The sequence below is a fragment of the Anaeromyxobacter paludicola genome (genome assembly GCF_023169965.1).
Classification (GTDB): Bacteria; Myxococcota; Myxococcia; order Myxococcales; family Anaeromyxobacteraceae; genus Anaeromyxobacter_B; species Anaeromyxobacter_B paludicola.
In genome coordinates this window covers 3,917,866-3,938,159 of record NZ_AP025592.1, presented here as the reverse complement: position 1 = coordinate 3,938,159, position 20,294 = coordinate 3,917,866, and the positions used below count along the sequence as shown (strand labels likewise).

Below are 20,294 nucleotides of genomic sequence, written 5' to 3'. Positions count from 1 at the left end.
CTCCTTCGTGAGGAAGGCATCCCCGTATCACACCGAGCGTGCGCCCACACCGTCAGCGAAAATTGACGCTACGCCAGGGCCTCCGGCGGCTGATCCCGGTCAACGGAGAGCCGCCGGCAGCGCCGGGGCCGGGGCGCGGGGGGCGCCGGGCGCGCCGCGGCGGAGCGATCCTCAGTCCGGGAGCTCGACCAGGTAGAACTTGTTGTCGGAGCGGTCCGCGATCCGCACCGGCCGCTTCTCGCCCAGCGCCGCGCGGAGCGCCGGCAGCCGCGCCCGCTCCACCACCACCCACTTGCGCCCCCTGCCCGCCGCGAAGGCCCGCAGCTTCTCCGCGCCGACGAGCTCCCGCACCAGGGCGCGCGAGTAGAAGGTCTCGCCGCGCCAGTTCATCTCCCAGGCGGCGACGGGCTCGTCGGGCGAGGCGCGCTCCCTGAGCCAGGTGCGGAACACGTCGCGCTGGCTCCAGTGCGGCGAGAGCTCGCGCCAGTGGTACCAGGACAGGTAGAGGGCGCCGAGGAGCGCCGTCCCGCAGAGCGACAGCGCGAGGCCGCGGCGCGAGCGCCAGAGCCAGGCGAGCAGGCCGGACAGGCCGCAGGCCACGAAGAGCGTCCGCAGCACCGCGCGCGCGCCGAAGGAGAAGAAGAGCGGCCCCACGGCGCGCCCGGGGTGGAGCGCGGCGAGCTCCGCCTCCGGGTAGGGGCGGTCGTAGTTGTAGACGAAGAGGTCCACGAGGTGCTTCGGCTGCTCCGCCAGCGAGTGGCCCACCACCGCGAGCGCCGCGGCGCCGAGGAGCAGCGCCGGGAGGTGCCGCTCCGGCGCCTCCTCCCAGAGCCGGTCGAGGAAGAGCGCGCAGAGCACCGCCAGCGGCGGCACCGCCGGGAAGATGTAGTGGTGGAACTTGGTGGCCGAGAGGCTCATGAGCACGTAGGCGACGACCGCCCAGAGCCCGCACAGCAGGGCCAGCTCGTCGCGCGGGGTCCGCGCCTCCCGCGCCCGCGCCGGCGCCCGCAGGAGCTCGCCGAGCGCGCCCGGCAGGGCGGCCACCCAGGCGCCGAGGCCGTAGCCGAGCTGCTCGATGAAGTAGTCGAAGGTGCCGCCCGGCGTGGTGGTGTGCACGCCCGACTCGAGCCGCTTCAGGTGGTCGTGGATCCAGAAGCGGTAGGCGAAGGTCTTCCCCTCGTCGTCCACGCCGCGGAAGAGCGAGAGCACCACGTACCAGGGCGCCGCCACGGCGAGGAACAGGAGCGGGCCGATCGGCAGCCAGAGTCGCCCCACCCGCTCCGCGAGCCGGAGCCGCCCGAGCCGCGACCACTCCCCGGTGGCGGCGAACCAGGCCAGGAAGGCGGCCCCGGCGAGCCCGAAGCCGAGGAGCCCCTTCGCGAGGGTGGCGAAGGCGAGGAACAGGTAGCCGGCGTACGCCCAGGCGGTGCGGTGGGCGCGCGGGTCCATCACCGCGACGGCGAAGCACATCGTGCCGCAGGTGGCGAGGGCCACGAACGGCATGTCGGTCGTGGCCTGCCGGGCGAGGAGCGCGTAGAAGGGCGCGGTCGCCGTCGCCAGCGCCGCGAGGAGGCCGGCGCGGCGCGAGGCGAGCCGGGCCACCGCCACGTACACCAGCGCCACGGCCAGCACGGCGAGGAGCGCCACCGGGAGCCGCACCGCCCACTCGGTGAGGGTGGAGAGGCCGCTCGGGGTGGGCGGCGCGAGGTCGGCGCCGGGCGGCAGGTGGGAGGTCTGCGCCCCGAAGAGCGCCATCCCCGCCGCGGTGAGCCACATGAGGAGCACCGGCTTGGAGAAGAACCAGGCCGACTCCCAGTACGGGTGGACGAAGTCGTCGCGCACCAGCATCTGGCGCGCCACCTCGGCGTAGTGCGGCTCCCACGGGTCCCACAGGCCGGCCGAGCCGAGCCATGGCAGGAAGAGGAGCGCGGCGAGGCCGGTGGCGGCGAGGAGGCCCCGCACCATGGGTGACGGGGCGCCGGCGGCGGAGGGCATCCCCTGCCTCATAACACGGGCGCCGGGAGGCCGCGGGCTCGGGTTGGGCCGCCGCGGCGCGCCTTGGCACCCCAAAAGGCGCGGGATATCATCCGGGTCCACCGTGACCACCCCCGCCCCGCCGCCGACGCCCGCGGAGTTCAAGCCGCACGTCTTCGGCAAGTTCTTCCTGCTGCAGCGGCTCGCCATCGGCGGGATGGCCGAGATCTACCGCGCCAAGACGGTGGGCGCGGGCGGCTTCGAGAAGGAGCTGGTGGTGAAGCGGATCCTGCGGGAGCGCTCGCAGGACCAGGGCTTCATCCGGATGCTCGTGAACGAGGCCCGGCTCACGGTCCAGCTCACCCATAACAACGTCGCCCAGATCTACGAGTGCGGCGAGGTGGACGGGCACTACTTCATCGCCATGGAGCTCGTCGCCGGGGTGTCGCTCCGGGAGATGCTCCACGCCTTCACCCGCGCCGGCGCGCAGCTCACGCCCGAGCAGGCCATCTACCTCACGCTGCAGCTCCTGCAGGGGCTCGACTACGCCCACCGCAAGGCGGACGGGCAGGGGCGGCCGCTCCGGATCGTCCACTGCGACGTCTCGCCCGACAACGCGCTCGTCTCCTGGGAGGGGGAGCTGAAGCTCCTCGACTTCGGGATCGCGCGCGCCGCCACCAGCCTCTCCAACTACAAGGAGGGCATGCTGATGGGGAAGCTCGGGTACGTCGCGCCCGAGCAGGCCTCGGTGGACCGCGCCTGGGACCACCGGGTGGACCTCTTCGCCGCCGGCATCCTCCTCTACGAGCTGCTGACGCGGCAGAAGCCGTTCCCGAAGGCGAACGACGTGGAGTCGCTCGTCGCCTCGCGCAAGGCGCGCGTGGTCCCGCCGTCGGAGATGATCGAGGGGCTCCCGCGCGAGCTCGACGGCATCCTCGCGAAGGCGCTGGCCTACGACCCGGAGAAGCGCTACGCGCGCGCCCGCGACTTCGCCGAGGCGCTCGTGGACGTCCTCTTCCCCACGCCCCACAGCGCCATCCAGGACCTCCTGGCGCAGCGGATCCAGGAGGTGTTCGCGGATCGCATCGGCCGCGAGCGCGCCGGCCGCGCCCACGACGCCCTGGTGATGAAGGTGCTCCAGCACGTGGCCGAGCGGCCGGAGGAGCGCCCGCGCCCGCCGCCCCTGGCCCTGGACGCGGCCCGGCTCACCTGGCCCGCGCCGCCGCCGCCCCCGCCGCCGGCGCCGACCCCCGCCGACCCGCTCGCCGACGTGGAGGTGGTGGTCCCGACGGCGCGCCCCGCCGCCCCCGGTCCGGCGCGCCGGCCCGCGGCCCGGCCCCGGCGCGGCGCCCTCGCCGCCGCCTTCGCCGCCGGCGCCGGCGCGGGGCTCGCCGTGGCCGCGGGCGCCCTCGCCTGGCAGGCCCTCGCGGGCGGCGCCACGCTGGTCGTCACCTCGGAGCCGCCCGGCGCGGCGATCACCCTCGACGGGGAGCGGCAGGACGCGGTCACCCCGGCGGTGCTGGAGCGCGTCGGCGTGGGGCGGGTGCACGAGGTCCGGGTCGAGGCGCCGAACCGTCGCGCCGCGACCGCCTCGGTTCCGGTGGGCGCCCTCGCGCGGGCGGCCCGCGTGCACGTCGCCCTCGCCCGGGCCATCGGGCCGGTCACCGTCCGCTCCTCGCCCCCCGGCGCGGCGGTGCGGATCGACGACGCGCCCGCCGGCGTCACCCCGGTCACCATCCCCGACGTGAAGCTCGACGAGCGCCACCGGATCGACCTCTCCCTCGCCGGCTACGAGCTCGACCAGTTCGTGGTGCTGCCGGCGCAGGACGGCGCGCGGTTCGAGCGGGAGCTGTCGCGGACCGGCCGGGCGCGGCCCCGGGAAGGCGGCCTCACGCGCCCGTGAAGCGCGGGGGCCGCTTCTCCAGGAACGCGGCCCGCCCCTCGGCGAGGTCGGCGCTCTCGAAGGCGCGCCGCCGCAGGTCCGACACCTCCTCCCGCTCGCCGTCGGTGAGGCCGCGCTCGTGGGCCGACTCGAGGAGCCGCAGGATCCGCTTCATCCCCTGCACCGCGAGCGGCGCGTTGCCGGCGATCTCCTCGGCGAGCGCGAGCGCGGCCGCCTCGGCGTCGGCCGCCGCGACCACCCGGTCCACGAGCCCGAGCGAGAGCGCCTCCTCGGCGCCGACCGGCCGGGCGGTGAAGAAGAGCTCGCGGGTGCGCGCCGGACCGAGGAGCGAGAGGAAGCGGCGCAGGCCGGCCGCCGAGTAGACCACCCCGAGCCGGGCCGGCGGCATCCCCAGGCTCGCCCCGGGCGCGGCGACGCGCAGGTCGCAGGTGACCGCCAGCTCGGCGCCGGCCCCGTAGGCGGCGCCGTTCACGAAGGCGATGGTCGGGCAGGGCACCGCCTCGACCGCCTCCATGGCCCGCTCCACGGCCTCGTCGGGCCGCTCGCCGGCGCCGCCGCTCCGGGGCAGGGCGCCGATGTCGAACCCGGCCGAGAAGGCCCGATCGCCGGCGCCGCGGAAGACGAGGCACCGCACCCGGTCGCGCGCCGCGGCGAGGCAGGCCTCCTCGAGCTCGAGCAGGCCCTCGAAGTCGAGCGCGTTGCGCTTGCTCGGGTTGGCGAGGGTGACCAGGCGGACGAGGCCGCGATCGGCCCAGGCGACGGCGCCCATCTACTCGAGCACCACGAGGACGTCGCCCTCGCTGACCGGCTGTCCCTCCTTGCAGCGGACCTCCTTCACCCGCCCGGCGGCGGTGGCCTCGACCGGCATCTCCATCTTCATCGACTCGAGGATCACGAGCGCGTCGCCGGGGCTCACGGCGTCGCCCGGCTGCTTCTCGATGCGCGCCACCGTGCCGGTGATGTGGGCTGCCACCTGGGCCATCTCGCCTCCGTCCGCTTCGAGGTTCCGGGCGTGAACGTAGCGTGCAGGCGGCCGCCCGGCAACGGCGACGGCGGGTCGCCGCCGCGCGCCCGCGCGCTAGTCGCGGCCGCCGGCGCGCCCCTGCTCGCGGTGGGCGAGCAGCGCGCGCACCGTGACCACCAGGTCCTGGTACTTCACCGGCTTCTGCAGGTAGAAGGCCGCGCCGAGCGACAGGGCCCGCTCCCGCTCCGGCTCGCCGCCGGCGCTGATCACCACCACCGGGATCCGCGCCAGCCGCGGGTGGCGCTGGATCCGCTCGAGCAGGGCCAGCCCGCTCATGATGGGCATGTAGACGTCGGTGACGATGAGGTCCACGCCCGGCAGCCGGTCGAGCCGGGCGAGCGCCTCGCCGCCGTCCTGGACCAGCTCCACCGCGAGCCCGGGCATCCCCTCGGCGGTCGCCCGGCGCAGGGCCGAGGTGTACATCGCCGCCACGAGCGAGTTGTCCTCCACCAGCATCACCCGGTAGGTCCGGTCGGCCCGCGGCATGCGCTCGGCGGCGCGGACCAGCGCGCGCAGCCGGTCCCGGTCCTCGCGCCGGTCCTCGGGGATGCGCACGCCCACGCCGGGCGGGGCGTCGGGCCCCTCGCCGCGCAGGCGGACCACCTCGGCCGAGATCTCGTGGGGGTCGAGGAGCTGCGGGAAGCTGAGCTGCAGGGTGACGCGGTCGCCCACCTGGAACTCGCGCTCGGTGCGGACGAACAGGCCGCCCTCGGAGAGGTTCTCGGTGTAGTCGTGCGCCCGCGCCTCCTCGTCGGGGTAGCTGACCGCGAGCACCAGGGGAGCCCGGGGATGCGCACGCTGTTCGCGATGTTCCATTCCGTCCCGTCCAGCCCCCGCCGGCACTCTACTCCCTCCGATGGAGGCGGCGAGGAATCGATCCGCGCCCGCGAGGTGCGCGCAGGTGCGCCGCCGGCGCACGCCGAAGCCCGCCCGGAGCACGACACCCGGCGGTTCCTGCGTTAGGCTCTCCGACCCATGAGTCGTCAGGCGCCGCGCATCCTCATGCCGGGAGAGCTGGAGAGCCGGCGGAGCTTCATCAAGAAGGGGCTGCTCGGCGCGGCGCTCCTCGCCGCCGGCGGGGGGGTGTGGCTCGGGACGCGCCGCACCCACCCCGAGCCGGCGCTGAAGGGGCCGTTCCAGGTGCTGACCGACGCCGAGGCGACGGTGATCCTGGCCATCGCCGACCGGCTGGTGCCGCCGCGCCGCGGGTTCCCCCGGCCCCTCGACGTGGGCGTGCCGGGGAAGGTGGACGCCATCGCCGCCATGGCGCACCCGGCGGTGCAGCGCGAGATCCGGCAGCTCATCGGGCTCTTCGAGAGCCCCCTCACCGGCGCCTTCCTCGACGGGCTCCCCGGCACCTTCACCGGCGCGTCGCCCGAGGCGCAGGACCGCCGGCTGCACGACTGGGCCACGAGCCGGCTCGCGGTGCGCCGCACCGGGTTCCGCGCGCTCAAGAAGCTGGTCTACGCCGCCTACTACGCCTCGCCCCAGACCTACCCGGCGGTCGGCTACCCCGGCCCGCCCATCCGCGCGGGAGGCCGCTGATGGCCGAGCCCTGGCGCGCCAACGGCCCCGGCCGCGTCCTCACCGGCGCCGACATCGCCCGCGACTACGAGGAGCGGGCCGACGCCTGCGTCATCGGCTCGGGCGCGGGCGGCGCGGTGATGGCGGCCCGCCTCGCCGAGATGGGCGCGCGGGTGGTCCTGCTCGAGGAGGGCGGGCTCTACACCCGCAACGACTTCGACATGCAGGAGGCCACCGCCTACCCGCGCCTCTACCAGGAGAAGGGGCAGCGGGCCACCGCCGACCTCTCCATCACCGTGCTCCAGGGGCGCTGCGTCGGCGGCGGCACCACCGTCAACTGGACCACCAGCTTCCGCACGCCGGAGCGGGTGCTCGAGCACTGGCGCGCCGCGCACGGCGTGGAGGGGCTCGACCCGGCCACGCTGGCGCCGCACTTCGACGCGGTGGAGCAGCGGCTCAACATCCGCGAGTGGCCGCTCGCGCAGGTGAACGGGAACAACCGGGTGCTCTGGGACGGCTGCGGCAAGCTCGGCTGGCAGCGCGCCCTCACCCGCCGCAACGTGGACGCCTGCGCCAACCTCGGCTACTGCGGCCTCGGCTGCCCCATCGACGCGAAGCGCTCGATGGACGTGACCTACGTCCCCGACGCCGTGAAGAAGGGGGCCCACCTCTACGCCAACACGCGGGCGGTGCGGATCGAGCTGCACCGCAAGCGCGCCAACCTGGTGCGGGCGGAGGTGCTCGATCCGGCCACCGACCGGCCCAAGGGCCACTCGGTGCTGGTGAAGCCCAAGGTGGTGGTCCTCTGCGGCAGCGCGGTGAACAGCCCCGCGCTGCTCCTGCGCAGCGGCCTCGACTTCAACGGGCGCGTCGGCAAGCGGACCTTCCTCCACCCGGTGGTGGCCAGCATCGGCGTCTACCCGCAGCGCATCGACGGCTTCTACGGCGCGCCGCAGTCGGTCACCTCGCACCAGTTCATCGAGCGCGGCCCGGGGAAGATCGGCTTCTTCATGGAGACGGCCCCGGTCCACCCCATGCTGGCGGCGAGCGCCGCGGGCGGCTTCGGGGCCGCGCACCAGGAGGTGATGGCCCGGCTCGGCCACGTCTCGGCCCTCATCGGGCTCACGGTCGACGGCTTCCTCCCCGGCGACGAGGGCGGCACCGTCTCGCTCCGCAAGGACGGCCGGGTGCGGCTCGACTACCGGCTCCGCCCGGAGCACTGGGAGGCGCTCCGCGAGGCCAACAAGGCGCTCGCCCGGGTGCAGCTCGCCGCCGGGGCCGAGTCGGTCCATTCGCTCCACGAGGACCCGGTGGAGCTCCGCCGCGAGGCCGACCTGCCGAAGCTCGACGCGGCCCCCTGGCGCCCGGTGCGCGTCGGGCTCTTCACCGCCCACCAGATGGGCGGCTGCGCCATGGGGAAGGACCCCGACAAGTCGGTCGTGAGCGCCCGGCTCAAGCACCACCACGTGGACAACCTCTTCGTGGCCGACGCGTCGATCTTCCCCTCCTCGCTGGGAGTGAACCCCCAGGAGACGGTGTTCGGGATCGCCCACTGGGCGGCCGGGCACATCGGGCGCAACCTGCGCTGACCGCCGTTCGCCGCCGCGGTCGCCCGTCACCCAGGGTGCCGCCGCGCCCGGCCGTGCCGACCCCGCCGGGCGGTTCTTTCCCGAGGGGTTCCCGGCTCCCCGGGCGCCCCCCGGCGTGGCACCGCCGATGCAACTGGGGCGGGAGACCCTCACCGCGACTCCCCAATGACCCCTTCGACGCGCATCACGATGAGTGGAGTCACCGCCGCGCTGCTGTTCTTCCTGGCGCTGGCCCTCCTGACGACGGGCTGCTCGGGCCGCTCCAGCGCGCCGCGCCCCCTCGGGAGCGCCGCCGCGGCGCTCACCGCCCAGGGCGGCGCCGACGCGGTGGTGACCGGCCTCGGCGGTCCGGACGACGTCGGGACCCTCGACCTCACGGCCCGCCCGCCCGACGACGGCGGCGACCTCGACGACGGCGCCTGGAGCGTCGACCTCTCCGCCGTCTTCCCGGACGGCGTCGCGCTCTTCGGCCGCCGGCTCGACCCCCGCGACGTGTGGGTCACCACCAACGGCTTCCTCACCTTCGGGCGCCGGGGGAACGCCTGCGTCCCGGGCGGCCTCGGGCTGTCCAAGGTCCCCATGCTGGCGGCGTTCTACGCCGACGCGGACCTCGGGCGCGGGGGCCACCTCTACGTCGCGGCCGACCCCGACCCGGCCGATCCGGTCGTGACGCTCACCTGGTGGCAGGTGGCCGCGTTCGGGAGCGACGGCACGGACCGGAACACCTTCCAGCTCCGGCTGCACCGCGTCGCGCTCGACGCCACCGGCGGCGACGCGGCGGCGGTCGAGTACCGCTACGGCCAGCTCCAGTGGACGGGGGCCGTGCCCGCCGCGGCGGGCTGGAGCGACGGCGCGGCGCCCGGGAACGAGGCGTACGACGCCTTCGGGACCGCGCCGACGCTGGTGGAGGCCGAGATCGCCTGGGCCGACACGACCGACGTGGCCCGCAACGCCACCCCGGATCCGGCGGCGTCCAACCTCGAGCCCGCCCTACCCGGCGTCTACCTCTGGCAGCCGCTCTCGGTCACCGTGACCGGCGGTTCCGGGCAGGAGGCGAGCCCGTCCACCGCCTTCCCCGCCCCCCTCTCGGTGCACGTGCAGGATCCGTCGGGCGCGCCGGTGGCCGGCGCCCGCGTGAGCTTCCGGGTGCGCGCCGGCGACCCGACCGCCAGCCTGGGCGCGAGCGAGGTGGTGACCGACGCGAACGGCGACGCCCGCACCACCGCCACCGCGGGCACCGCCACCGGCAGCTACGACGTGACCGCCTTCGCCTCGGGCGCGGGGATCTCGGGCGGCGTCTCCTTCGCGCTGGCCAACGCGGCGCCGGCGCCGACTCCGACCCCCACGCCCACTCCCACTCCTACGCCCGAGCCGACCCCCACGCCCACGCCCGCGCCGAGCCCCACGCCGGCCCCGACCGCGGCGCCGACGCCCGAGCCGACGCCGACCCCCGCCCCGACCGCGACCGCCACGCCCGAGCCGGCCCCGTCGGGCACCGAGCCGACGCAGTCGCCCGCGACGGTCGCGCTCCCCGCCGCGCAGGGCTGCGCGACGCTGCCGGGCCGTCCGGGCGCGAGCCCGGTCTGGCTCCTCGCGGGCGTGGCGCTGCTGGCCCGCCGGCGGCGCGCTTGACGGGAGGCGGCCAGGGTTGACCTAATGTGCGCTTCCCCCCTGCGGAGGCGCGGAATGGAGACGACGAAGTACCTGCTGCCCGAGAGCCAGATCCCGACCCACTGGTACAACGTCATCCCCGACCTGCCCGGCCCGCTCGCGCCGGTGATCCACCCGGGCACGCTGAAGCCGGTGACCCCCGACGACCTCCTGCCGCTCTTCCCGCTCGCGCTCGTCGAGCAGGAGGTGTCGCGCGAGCGGTTCATCGAGATCCCGCGCGAGGTGCGCGAGATCTACCGGCTCTGGCGCCCCACGCCGCTCTTCCGGGCGCGGCGGCTGGAGCAGGCGCTCGGGACGCCGGCCCGCATCTACTACAAGTACGAGGGGGTCTCGCCGGCCGGCTCGCACAAGCCGAACAGCGCCGTGCCGCAGGCCTTCTACAACCGGCAAGCCGGGATCAAGCGGCTCGCGACCGAGACCGGCGCCGGGCAGTGGGGCAGCTCCCTCGCCATGGCCTGCAGCATGTTCGGGCTCGAGTGCACCATCTACATGGTGAAGGTGAGCTTCTCGCAGAAGCCCTACCGCAAGAGCCTCATGCAGCTCTTCGGCGCCAAGGTCATCCCCTCCCCCTCCCCCGAGACCGCCGCCGGGCGCGCCATCCTCCAGCGCGATCCGGGCAACCTGGGCTCGCTCGGAATCGCCATCTCCGAGGCGGTGGAGGACGCCGCCACCCACTCCGACACCCACTACGCGCTCGGCAGCGTCCTCAACCACGTCTGCCTGCACCAGACGGTCATCGGCCAGGAGGCGAAGGCGCAGCTGAAGCTCGCCGGCGACTACCCGGACGTGGTCATCGCCTGCCACGGCGGCGGCTCCAACTTCGCCGGGCTCGCCTTCCCGTTCCTGGCCGACCGCGCCGCGGGGAAGCGGGTGCGCTGCCTCGCCGCCGAGCCGGCGAGCTGCCCCAGCCTGACGAAGGGCGTCTACGCCTTCGACTACGGCGACACCGCGAAGATGGCCCCCATCGCGAAGATGTACACCCTCGGGCACGACTTCATGCCGCCCGGGATCCACGCCGGCGGGCTGCGCTACCACGGCGCGTCGCCGCTCGTCTCGCAGCTCTTCGCGGCCGGCGAGATCGAGGCCCGCGCCTACGTCCAGAACGCCTGCTTCGAGGCCGCCCTGCTCTTCGCCCGCAGCGAGGCCATCGTGCCCGCGCCCGAGTCGTCCCACGCCATCCGCGCCGCGGTGGACGAGGCGCTCCGGGCCAAGGACGAGGGGCGGGAGCGCGTGATCCTCGTCGGGTTGTCCGGCCACGGACAGCTCGATATGGGGGCGTACGACGCTTATCTCTCCGGAAACCTCGAGGATCATGAATACTCCGAGGAGAAGATCCGGGAGGCGCTGGCGCGTTTGCCTGAGGTGGACCCGTAGGCGGCGCCGGGCCTCTCCCACCAGAGGTGGCCCGTCCCCCTCCCCGGGGCGGGCCCCCTCGACGAGAGGGAACCGCATGAAGCCCTTCGCCGCGCTCCTCGCCGCCGCCGCCCTCCTCGCCGCCCGGCCCACGCCGGCCGCCGACGTGGTCCGGCTCGGCAACCTCAAGTTCGCCCACTACGGCGCGGTCTCCTACATGAAGGAGATCGGCAAGAAGTACGACCTCGACGTCCGCGAGCGGATCTTCCCGAAGGGCGTGGACATCATCCCGGGCATCCTCGCCGGCGAGGTGGACCTCGCCGCGAGCGCCGCCGACGCCGCGGTGGCCGGCCGCGCGGCGGGCGCCCCCATCTTCGCGGTGGCCGGCTTCGCCAGGGGCGGGGCGCGCATCGTCGGCCGCGCCGACCTGGGCCTGAAGCGCATCGAGGACCTCAAGGGGCGCAAGGTGGGCGTCCCGCGCGGCGGCGCGCAGGAGATCCTGCTCTTCGCCGAGCTCGCGAAGCACCAGCTCACCTGGTCCGACCAGCCGGGCAAGGCCGACGTCCTCGTCGTCTACCTCCAGTACGCCGACCTGAACCAGGCGCTGATGGCGAAGCAGATCGACGCCATGTCGCAGTCGGAGCCGCAGTCCACCCAGGCCATCGCCAAGGGGTTCGGCACCGAGATCGTGAAGCCCTACGACACGCCGCTCGGCGAGCCGGAGCGGGTGCTGGTCATGACCGAGAAGCTCTACGCCAACCACGACCTCGCCCTGCGGGTGATGAGCTGCTTCGTCGAGGCGACCCGCACCTTCCTCGCCAACCCCGCCCTCGCCGAGAAGTACGTGCGCGAGAGCCTCTTCAAGGGGCAGCTCGGCTCGCAGGACTACAAGGACGCGATGCAGAACGCCGCCTTCACCTACGACCTGTCGCTCGACCACGTGCAGCGCACCACCGACCTCATGAAGAAGTACGGCGTCGGCAAGCTGCAGAGCCCGCCCCCGGCGTCGGCCTGGGTGAAGCTCGAGCTGCTCGAGCAGGCGAAGAAGCAGCAGGGCGTGAAGTAGCCGATGCGCGCGCGCCTCGTCCCGCTGCTGCGCGCGGTCCTCATCCCGGTCGCGGTGCTGCTCTTCTGGGAGTGGCTCGCGCGCAGCGGCCGCGTCTCGCCCCAGATCCTGCCGCCGCCCTCGCAGGTGGCGCGCCGCTGGGTGGCCTACCTGCTGCCGCTCGAGCCCTGGGACCCGGCCGGCGGCCGCTCGCGGCTCGCCTGGCTCTTCTCGGGCGAGCTCCCCGGCGACGCGGTCGGGAGCCTCAAGCGCGTGCTCGTCGGCTTCGTCATCGGGGGCGGCCTGGCGCTGCCGCTCGGGCTGCTCATGGGGGCGAAGGACTGGGTCTACCAGCTCTTCGATCCGCTGGTGCAGATCCTCCGCCCCATCCCGCCCATCGCCTTCATCCCGCTCTCGATCCTCTGGTTCGGGCTCGGCGACCCGCCGGCCTACTTCCTCATCTCGCTCGGCGCGTTCTTCCCGGTGCTCATGAACACCATCGCCGGCGTCCGGAGCGTGGACGCCATCTACATCCGCGCGGCGCGCAACCTCGGCGCCGGGCAGCAGGTGCTCTTCCGGCGCGTCATCCTGCCGGCCGCCACCCCGTACATCCTCACCGGCGTGCGGGTGGGGGTCGGGGTCGCCTTCATCGTGGTGATCGTGGCCGAGATGATCGCGGTGAACAGCGGGCTCGGCTACCGCATCCTGGAGGCGCGCGAGTTCTTCTGGTCGGACAAGATCATCGCCGGCATGTTCTCCATCGGCCTCGCCGGGCTCGGCATCGACCTCGGCATGAACGCCCTCAACCGCCGGCTGCTGCGCTGGCACCGCGGGCTGGAGCAGGGGCGATGACCGGCGGCGCCCCGATGATCGCGGCCCGCGGCGTCCGGCAGGTCTTCCGCACCGGGGGGCGCGAGGTGACCGCGCTCGCCGGCATCGACCTCACCGTCGGAGCGGGCGAGTTCGTCTGCCTCCTCGGCCCGTCCGGCTGCGGGAAGTCCACCCTGCTCAACGCCATCGCCGGCTTCACCGCCCCCACCGCGGGGACGCTCGAGGCCGGCGGGCGCCCGGTGACCGCGCCCGGGCCGGACCGGGCCATGGTGTTCCAGGAGTACGCGCTCTTCCCCTGGATGACGGTGGAGAAGAACGTCGCCTTCGGGCTCGAGCTCAAGGGCGCGCCGCGGGCCGAGATCCGCCGCACCGTGGACGCCTGGCTCGCCAAGCTGTCCCTGCAGGACTTCCGCGACCGCTACCCCAAGGACCTGTCCGGCGGCATGCGGCAGCGCGTCGCCATCGCCCGCGCCCTCGCCATCGACTCGCCGGTGCTGCTGATGGACGAGCCGTTCGGCGCGCTCGACGCCCTCACCCGCCGCAACCTGCAGGACGAGCTGCTCCGGATCTGGTCGGAGCTCCGCAAGACGGTGGTCTTCGTGACCCACGGCATCGAGGAGTCGATCTACCTCGCCGACCGGGTGGTGGTGATGACCTACCGGCCCGGCACGGTGAAGCAGATCGTGCCGATCGCGCTGCCGCGGCCCCGCGACCCGGCGAGCCCCGAGTTCAACGAGCTCAAGAAGTCGATCGCCCAGCTGGTGATGGAGGAGCAGCTCCGGCACCAGGAGGCGGAGGCGCGCGGGGCGACGGCGGACTAGCCGGAGGAAGCGGGCAGGCGAGCGCTCCGTGCCCCGCTCGAGCGGGTCACGGGGCGGGGTCCCGGCTCACCCGTTCCGCCAGGTTCACCCGGATCGAGATCGTCCGTTTACCGGCTCTTCCGCTGGCCCGCCGGCTGCACATGACGCGGCTCGCGCGCCCTCCCCATGGGCGACAGGAGCTTCGCCATGAAGATCTCTTCCAAGGTGGTCGCCCTCGCGGCCGGGACCGGCGCCGTGGTCGCCCTGGCCCTCGGCCTCTGCATGGCCCGCTTCGGCGCCCAGGCGTCGGACCGCCGCATCGACGAGTACGAGCGGACCCTCCGCGCCAACTTCGACCGGAACGCGCGGCTCCAGGTGGAGAGCGCCGTCTCCATGCTGCAGGCGATCTCCGACCGCGCCGGGCGCGGCGAGCTCACCGAGCCCCAGGCCCGCGCCCTCGGGGCGGACCTCCTGCGCGGGCTCCGCTACGACAAGGAAGGCTACTTCTGGGCCGACACCTACGACGGCGTGAACGTGGTGCTCCTGGGCCGGCCGGACGAGGGGAAGGGGCGCCTCGACAAGACCGACGCCAACGGCTACGCGATGGTCCGCGAGTTCCTCCGGAACGGCCGCGCCGGCGGCGGCTTCACCGACTACGCCTTCCCGCGCAAGGGCGGCGGCGCCGCCGCGCCCAAGCGCGCCTACACCCTCGGCTTCGCCCCCTTCGGCTGGGTGGTCGGCACCGGCAACTACGTGGACGACATCGACGCCCTCGTGGCGCAGCAGCGCGAGGCGGCGCTGCGCGAGCGGCGCGCCCAGCTCCTCACCATCCTCGGCGTGTCCCTGCTGGCGGTCCTCGCCGCCCTCGCCGCCGGCTTCACCCTCGCCCGCACCATCACCCGGCCGCTCCGCTTCCTCGGCGCCGAGGCCCGCCGGCTCCGCGAGGCGGTGGGGCGCGGCGAGCTCGCCGTCCGCGGCGACGCGGCGGCGGTCTCGCTCGAGTTCCGGCCCATCGTCGAGGGCATGAACGAGATGATGGACGCCTTCGTCCACCCCATCGAGATGACGGCCGCGTGCGTGGACCGGATCTCGCGGGGCGACGTGCCGCCCCGCATCGAGGAGGCCTACCGCGGCGACTTCAACGCCATCAAGGACAGCCTCAACCGCTGCATCGACGCGGTGAACGCGCTGGTCGCCGACGCCACCCGCCTCTCGGCGGCGGCGGTGGAGGGCCGGCTCGCCACCCGCGCCGACGCCGCGCGCCACCAGGGCGACTTCCGCAAGGTGGTGGAGGGCGTGAACGCCACGCTCGACGCGGTGATCGCGCCGGTGGAGCAGGCGGCCCGCTGCGTGGACCGGCTCGCGCAGGGCGACGTGCCGCCGCCCATCGCCGAGCCCTGGCCGGGCGACTTCGACGCGCTCAAGCGGAACCTCAACGCCTGCACCGCGGCGGTCCGCGCCCTGGTCGCCGACTCGCGCGCGCTGGCGGAGGCGGCGGTGGAGGGCCGGCTCGCCACCCGCGCCGACCTCTCCCGCCACCACGGAGACTTCCGCGCCGTGGTGCAGGGCCTGAACGACACCGTGGACGCGCTCGTCACCCCGCTCCGGGTGGTCGCCGACTACTGCGACCGGATCTCGCACGGCGAGATCCCGCCGCTCCGCACCGGCGTGGCGAAGGGCGACTTCCAGGCGATCCGCGAGAGCCTCAACCGCTGCGTCGGGGCGCTCGGGGCCCTGGTGCGGGACGCCGACGCCCTCGCCGCCGCGGCCGCCGCCGGCCAGCTCGACCAGCGCGCCGACGCCTCCCGGCACGAGGGGGCCTTCCGCAAGACGCTCGAGGGCGTCAACGGGGCGGTCGAGGCGATCGTGAAGCCGTTCCGGGTGGTCGCCGGCTACTGCGAGCGGATCTCGCACGGCGACCTCCCGCCGCTCCGCACCAACGCGGTGCAGGGCGACATCGTGGCGATGCAGCAGAGCCTCAACCGCTGCGTCGAGGCGGTCGCTGCGCTCGTGGCCGACGCGAAGGCGCTGTCGCGGGCGGCCGTGGAGGGCCGGCTCGCCGAGCGGGCCGAGGTGACGAAGCACGAGGGGGCCTTCCGCGAGGCCCTCCAGGGCGTGAACGCCACGCTCGACGCGGTGCTGGCGCCCATCGGCGAGGCCACGGCGGTGCTGGAGCGGCTCGCCGAGCGCGACCTCACCGCCCGGATGAAGGGCGACTACCAGGGCGACCACGCCCGCGTGCAGACGGCCCTCAACGCCTCCGCCCAGGCGCTCGACGAGGCGCTCTCGCAGGTGTCGCAGTCGGTGGGCCAGGTGTCCTCCGCGGCGAGCCAGATCGCGTCGTCCTCGCAGGCGGTCGCGAGCGGCGCCTCGGAGCAGGCGGCCTCGCTCGAGGAGACCACCGCCAGCCTCGACTCGGTGGCGGCGATGGCGCGCAGCAGCGCCGAGCACGCCGGCCAGGCGAGCGCGCTCGCGACGAGCGCGAGGGGCCAGGCCACCGAGGGCGCGGCGGCGATGTCGCAGATGCAGGTGGCGATGGATCAGATCCGGGCCTCGGCCGAGGGCACGAGCGCCATCATCCGCGACATCAACGAGATCGCCTTCCAGACCAACCTGCTCGCCCTCAACGCGGCGGTGGAGGCGGCGCGGGCCGGCGAGGCCGGGCGCGGGTTCGCGGTCGTCGCCGAGGAGGTCCGCTCGCTCGCGCTCCGGAGCAAGGAGGCGGCGCAGAAGACCGAGGCGCTCATCCAGCAGTCGGTGAAGCAGGCCACGCAGGGCGCCGAGACCTCGCGCCACGTCTCGGCGAAGCTGGGCGAGATCGTGGGCGGGATCGGGAAGGTGACCGACATCGTGGCCGAGATCGCCGCCGGCGCGAAGGAGCAGTCGGCCGGGATCGAGCAGCTCCACAAGGCGGTCTCCGAGATGGACAAGGTGACGCAGCAGAACGCCGCCAGCTCCGAGGAGTCGTCCTCGGCGGCGAGCGAGCTCTCCGGGCAGTCGGAGGAGCTCGCCGCCATGGTCGGGGCGTTCAGGCTCGGGGCGGCCGCGCGAGAGGGCTCGGCGCAGCGCTCCCTCCCCGCTCGCGCGGGGAGGGCCGGGGAGGGGCGGCCCGCCCTGCCCCGCGGGCTCACCCCCTCCCTGTCCCTCCCCCGCTCCGCGGGAGAGGGGAAGAGGAGCACCGCCGGCGAGGCACCGAAGCGCGCCCCCGGGGCCATCGCGCTGCGCCCCGAGGACCTCATCCCGCTCGAGGAGGACCCGCTCTCCGCCGAGTTCTAGGGCGCCTTCTCGGGGTCGAGGAAGAGGTCCGGGTAGAGCTCCGCCCCCGGCGTCACCGCGTAGCGGTCGAGGTCGGTGACGCCCTCCGCCCGCAGCACCTCGTCGTCGATGAAGAAGTTCCCGGTGCAGGCCCGCGCCTCGCGCGCCAGGATCGCGACCGCCGCGTCGCCCACGATCTCGGGCTTGCGCGAGTGGGCCGCCATCTCCTCGCCGCCGAGCAGGTTCACCACGGCGGCGGTGGCGATGGTGGTCCGGGGCCAGAGCGCGTTCACGGCGATGCCCTGGGGCCGGAGCTCCTCGGCCATCCCGAGCACGCACAGGCTCATGCCGTACTTGCTCATCGTGTAGGCGACGTGGCTCGCGAACCAGCGCGGCGAGAGGTCGAGCGGCGGCGAGAGGTTGAGGATGTGGGGGTTCCCCGACCTCGCCAGGTAGGGGATGGCCGCCTGCGTGCAGGCGTAGGTGGCGCGGACGTTCACCTGGTGCATGAGGTCGAAGCGCTTCATCGGCGTCTCGACCGTGCCGGCGAGGAAGATGGCGCTCGCGTTGTTCACGAGCGCGTCGATCCCGCCGAAGCGCTCGGCCGCCTCGGCCATGGCGCGCGCGATCTGCTCCTCGCTGCGCACGTCCACCTGCAGCGCGAGCGCCTTCCCGCCCGCCGCCTCCACCTCCTCGGCGGCGCTGAAGATGGTGCCAGGCAGCTTCGCGTGCGGCTCCACCGTCTTGGCCGCGATCGCGACGTTGGCGCCCTGGCGCGCGGCGGCGACGGCGATGGCCTTGCCGATGCCGCGGCTCGCGCCGGTGATGAAGAGGGTCCTGCCCTGGAGTGTGCCCACGCCGACCTCGCCTGATTGGGGAATCGGCTGGAACATGATCCGGCGGACCGCGGCGGCGCAACCGGTCAGGAGGGCCGGAGCGGCGCGACGGGCGCGATTCCCACCGATCGCGCGATCAGGACGCGATCCCCCCACGGCTTGCGTGTAGGTGTCCGCGCACCCCCAGCGCTGGCCGATCCGACCCCGGGGGTCACTGATCTTCCGAGCAGATCCAAGTCCTTGAATAACCGGGGCTTGTTGACAACCCCCGCCGATCTCCGTAGATCCGAGCGTGCCGGTGGGAAATGGTGTCAAAAAGCGGATCCCAGCGGCATCCAGAGGCGGCGCGCCTTGTTCAGCGGAACCTACGAGCACACGATCGACGCCAAGGGCCGCACGAGCCTGCCGGTGAAGCTGCGCGAGCAGCTCGCCCAGGCCGGCGAGGCGAGCATCGTGCTCACCCGCGACGCCCACAGCGCCTGCATCGCCGCCTGGCCGAGGAGCGCCTGGAAGAAGGTCGAGGAGAAGATCGCCACCTTCTCCCCGATGAACCGGGTCCAGCAGGCGAACCTGCTCCGCTTCTACTCGGCGCAGCACGAGGTCGAGCTCGACGTGCACGGCCGCGTGCTGGTCCCGCCGGCGCTGCGGCAGCACGGCGGGCTCCAGAAGGACGTGGTCTGGGTCGGGATGGTCCACACCATCCAGCTCTGGGACAAGGCGCGGTACGAGGCGGAGATGTCGAAGCAGCTCGCCCCCGACGAGGTCATCGACCTGTTCGCGGGCGCGTTCAGCACGGGTGCGTGAGGAGGGACGGGCATGTACGAGGCACGGCATCAGGACGGCGTCACCATCATCCGCGGCATCGGCGAGCTCTCGCGCGAGGAGCTCGAGGCCATCGCCCGGCTCGCCACCGTGGTCCGCGAGGGCGGCCGCATGGTGGTCATCGACATGAAGCGGGTCACCCACCTGCACTACGCCGGCGCGGCGCTGCTCAAGTCGATCCCCGGCCTGCGGGCCGCGGGCGCGAGCCGCTACGTCCGCGACCTCGTCTACGCCGGCGGCGCCGGCGGCTTCGTGGAGCTGTACGGCAACCTGGAGGAGGCCCTCCGGGCGGCGTGAGCGCGGAGTTCCACCATGTCACGGTCCTCGCCAACGAGACGGTCGAGCTGCTCGCGCCGGCCCCGGGGAAGCTCATCCTCGACGGGACGCTCGGCGGCGGCGGCCACTCCGAGCTCCTCCTCTCCCGGGGTGCGCGCGTGATCGGCGTGGACAAGGATCCGGCCGCCCTGGCGGCGGCCCGCGCCCGGCTGGCGCGCTACGGCGAGGCCTTCCGGGCGGTCCGCGGCGACTTCCGCGACGCCCGCAACGTGCTCGACGCCCTCGGCATCGGCGGGGTGGACGGCGCCCTCGTGGACCTGGGCGTCTCCTCGCCGCAGCTCGACGAGGCGGAGCGCGGCTTCTCCTTCTCCCGCCCCGGCCCGCTCGACATGCGCATGGGGCAGGAGGGCGAGACGGTGGCCGACCTCCTCGCGCGCATCGACGAGGCCGAGCTGGCCCGCATCCTGCGCGAGTACGGCGAGGAGCCGTTCGCGCGCCCCATCGCCCGGGCCGTGAAGCGCGCCGTCGCCGCCGGCGACCGGCTCGACACCGCCGGGCTCGCCGAGGTGGTGGCCCGCGCCGTCCCGCGCAAGGCCTGGCCGAAGCGCATCCACCCGGCCACCCGCACCTTCCAGGCGCTCCGCATCGCCGTCAACGACGAGCTCGGCGCGCTCGCGGCCTGGCTCGGCGCCCTCCCCGCCACGCTCGCCGTGGGCGGCCGGGCCGCCGTGATCAGCTTCCACTCCCTCGAGGACCGGATGGTGAAGGAGCGCTTCCGCGAGCTCACCCGCGGCTGCACCTGCCCGCCCGGCCTCCCGGTGTGCGCCTGTGGCGCCGATCCGGCCTTCCGGGCGGTCACGCGCAAGGCGGTCAAGGCTTCCGAGGACGAGGTGGCTGCGAACCCGAGGTCGCGCAGCGCCAGGCTGCGCGCCGTGGAGAGGCTGCGATGAGCGCGGATCCCGGTGTCTGCGGCCAGGGGGGCCGCGTGGTGCGTTGCGCCGCCTGGGTGGCGCTCTTCTCCGCGGTGGCCCTGTTCCGCATCTGGAGCCACACGCAGGTGATCACCTCCGGCTACGAGCTGGCGCGCCTCGAGGGCGAGCACCAGCGGCTGGAGGACGAGCACGGCAGGTTGCAGATGGAGGTCGCGCGTTTGCGCGCGCCGGGGCGCCTCGAGCGCTTCGCCCGCGCGCAGCTGGGCATGGCTCCGCCGGCGCCGGGAACGGTGATGGCGGGCACCGAGGTCGGGCGGGTGGTGGTGGCGGAACGGGCGGGCGGTGTGGCGGCGGACAAGGGGACCCTCTCCTCTCGCAAGCAGCAGGGGCGCGAGCGGACCGGGCATCCCGCGCCGGCGGAGCCAGCTGTCTTCAAGGTCGCGAGCGCAGGGTAGCCTC

18 protein-coding genes are annotated in these 20,294 nt (G+C 74.3%); 13 read left to right on the top strand and 5 right to left on the bottom strand.

Features of this window, described 5'->3' with window-relative positions; genetic code table 11:
• Positions 1–171: 171 nt before the first annotated feature.
• Positions 172–1,995 (bottom strand): ArnT family glycosyltransferase, encoded by a 1,824-nt coding sequence (locus AMPC_RS17580; RefSeq protein WP_248342774.1) that lies wholly within the window; start codon positions 1,993–1,995, stop codon positions 172–174.
• A 103-nt stretch (positions 1,996–2,098) separates the two neighbouring features.
• Between AMPC_RS17580 and AMPC_RS17575 the strand changes: the two genes are divergently transcribed.
• Entirely contained in the window at positions 2,099–3,877 is a 1,779-nt protein-coding gene (locus tag AMPC_RS17575; RefSeq protein ID WP_248342773.1) for a serine/threonine-protein kinase, read from the top strand.
• On the opposite strand, the gene AMPC_RS17570 is transcribed toward AMPC_RS17575, so the two are convergent.
• From AMPC_RS17570 to AMPC_RS17560, 3 genes are all read right to left on the bottom strand, one after another.
• The gene (locus AMPC_RS17570; protein WP_248342771.1) at positions 3,864–4,646 is read right to left on the bottom strand and encodes an enoyl-CoA hydratase-related protein; all 783 of its coding nucleotides are present in this window, start codon (positions 4,644–4,646) and stop codon (positions 3,864–3,866) included. The genes AMPC_RS17575 and AMPC_RS17570 overlap by 14 nt on opposite strands.
• Positions 4,647–4,859 (bottom strand): acetyl-CoA carboxylase biotin carboxyl carrier protein subunit, encoded by a 213-nt coding sequence (locus tag AMPC_RS17565; RefSeq protein ID WP_248342769.1) that lies wholly within the window; start codon positions 4,857–4,859, stop codon positions 4,647–4,649.
• Positions 4,860–4,955: 96 nt separating this feature from the next.
• Complete coding sequence (locus AMPC_RS17560) at positions 4,956–5,675, bottom strand: TIGR02266 family protein (RefSeq protein WP_248342767.1); 720 nt, start codon at positions 5,673–5,675, stop codon at positions 4,956–4,958.
• A 201-nt stretch (positions 5,676–5,876) separates the two neighbouring features.
• Between AMPC_RS17560 and AMPC_RS17555 the strand changes: the two genes are divergently transcribed.
• The 8 genes from AMPC_RS17555 (at position 5,877) to AMPC_RS17520 (ending at position 16,990) form a co-directional block, all read left to right on the top strand.
• Positions 5,877–6,446 carry a gluconate 2-dehydrogenase subunit 3 family protein gene (locus tag AMPC_RS17555; protein ID WP_248342765.1) on the top strand — a complete coding sequence of 190 codons (570 nt, stop codon included), beginning with the start codon at positions 5,877–5,879 and terminating at the stop codon, positions 6,444–6,446.
• Positions 6,446–8,014 (top strand): GMC family oxidoreductase, encoded by a 1,569-nt coding sequence (locus AMPC_RS17550; protein ID WP_248342763.1) that lies wholly within the window; start codon positions 6,446–6,448, stop codon positions 8,012–8,014. The genes AMPC_RS17555 and AMPC_RS17550 overlap by 1 nt, the downstream gene beginning before the upstream one ends.
• A 165-nt stretch (positions 8,015–8,179) precedes the next feature.
• On the top strand, positions 8,180–9,646 hold the full coding sequence (locus tag AMPC_RS17545) for an Ig-like domain-containing protein (protein ID WP_248342762.1): 1,467 nt from the start codon (positions 8,180–8,182) through the stop codon (positions 9,644–9,646).
• A gap of 54 nt (positions 9,647–9,700) precedes the next feature.
• Positions 9,701–11,059, top strand: a complete 1,359-nt coding sequence (locus AMPC_RS17540; protein WP_248342761.1) for a TrpB-like pyridoxal phosphate-dependent enzyme — start codon at positions 9,701–9,703, stop codon at positions 11,057–11,059.
• Between the two features lie 76 nt (positions 11,060–11,135).
• Positions 11,136–12,104 (top strand): ABC transporter substrate-binding protein, encoded by a 969-nt coding sequence (locus tag AMPC_RS17535; protein WP_248342760.1) that lies wholly within the window; start codon positions 11,136–11,138, stop codon positions 12,102–12,104.
• A gap of 3 nt (positions 12,105–12,107) precedes the next feature.
• On the top strand, positions 12,108–12,935 hold the full coding sequence (locus tag AMPC_RS17530; RefSeq protein WP_248342757.1) for an ABC transporter permease: 828 nt from the start codon (positions 12,108–12,110) through the stop codon (positions 12,933–12,935).
• A complete protein-coding gene (locus AMPC_RS17525; RefSeq protein WP_248342756.1) occupies positions 12,932–13,735 on the top strand; it encodes an ABC transporter ATP-binding protein in 804 nt (267 codons plus the stop codon). The genes AMPC_RS17530 and AMPC_RS17525 overlap by 4 nt, the downstream gene beginning before the upstream one ends.
• A gap of 186 nt (positions 13,736–13,921) precedes the next feature.
• Positions 13,922–16,990, top strand: a complete 3,069-nt coding sequence (locus AMPC_RS17520) for a methyl-accepting chemotaxis protein (protein ID WP_248342755.1) — start codon at positions 13,922–13,924, stop codon at positions 16,988–16,990.
• Here AMPC_RS17520 and AMPC_RS17515 read toward each other — a convergent pair.
• Positions 16,987–17,826 (bottom strand): SDR family oxidoreductase, encoded by an 840-nt coding sequence (locus AMPC_RS17515; protein WP_248342754.1) that lies wholly within the window; start codon positions 17,824–17,826, stop codon positions 16,987–16,989. The genes AMPC_RS17520 and AMPC_RS17515 overlap by 4 nt on opposite strands.
• A 330-nt stretch (positions 17,827–18,156) precedes the next feature.
• Here AMPC_RS17515 and mraZ point away from each other — a divergent pair, with 330 nt between their 5' ends.
• Genes mraZ through ftsL form a run of 4 tightly spaced genes read left to right on the top strand, consistent with a single transcriptional unit; the run spans position 18,157 to position 20,290 of the window.
• Positions 18,157–18,609 carry a division/cell wall cluster transcriptional repressor MraZ gene (gene mraZ / locus AMPC_RS17510; RefSeq protein ID WP_248342753.1) on the top strand — a complete coding sequence of 151 codons (453 nt, stop codon included), beginning with the start codon at positions 18,157–18,159 and terminating at the stop codon, positions 18,607–18,609.
• 12 nt (positions 18,610–18,621) lie between these two features.
• Entirely contained in the window at positions 18,622–18,924 is a 303-nt protein-coding gene (locus tag AMPC_RS17505; RefSeq protein ID WP_248342748.1) for an STAS domain-containing protein, read from the top strand.
• Entirely contained in the window at positions 18,921–19,853 is a 933-nt protein-coding gene (gene rsmH, locus AMPC_RS17500; protein WP_248342747.1) for a 16S rRNA (cytosine(1402)-N(4))-methyltransferase RsmH, read from the top strand. Before AMPC_RS17505 ends, rsmH begins: the two co-directional genes overlap by 4 nt.
• Positions 19,850–20,290: a cell division protein FtsL gene (gene ftsL / locus AMPC_RS17495; protein WP_248342745.1), complete on the top strand. Its 441-nt coding sequence runs from the start codon at positions 19,850–19,852 to the stop codon at positions 20,288–20,290. Before rsmH ends, ftsL begins: the two co-directional genes overlap by 4 nt.
• Positions 20,291–20,294: the final 4 nt, after the last annotated feature.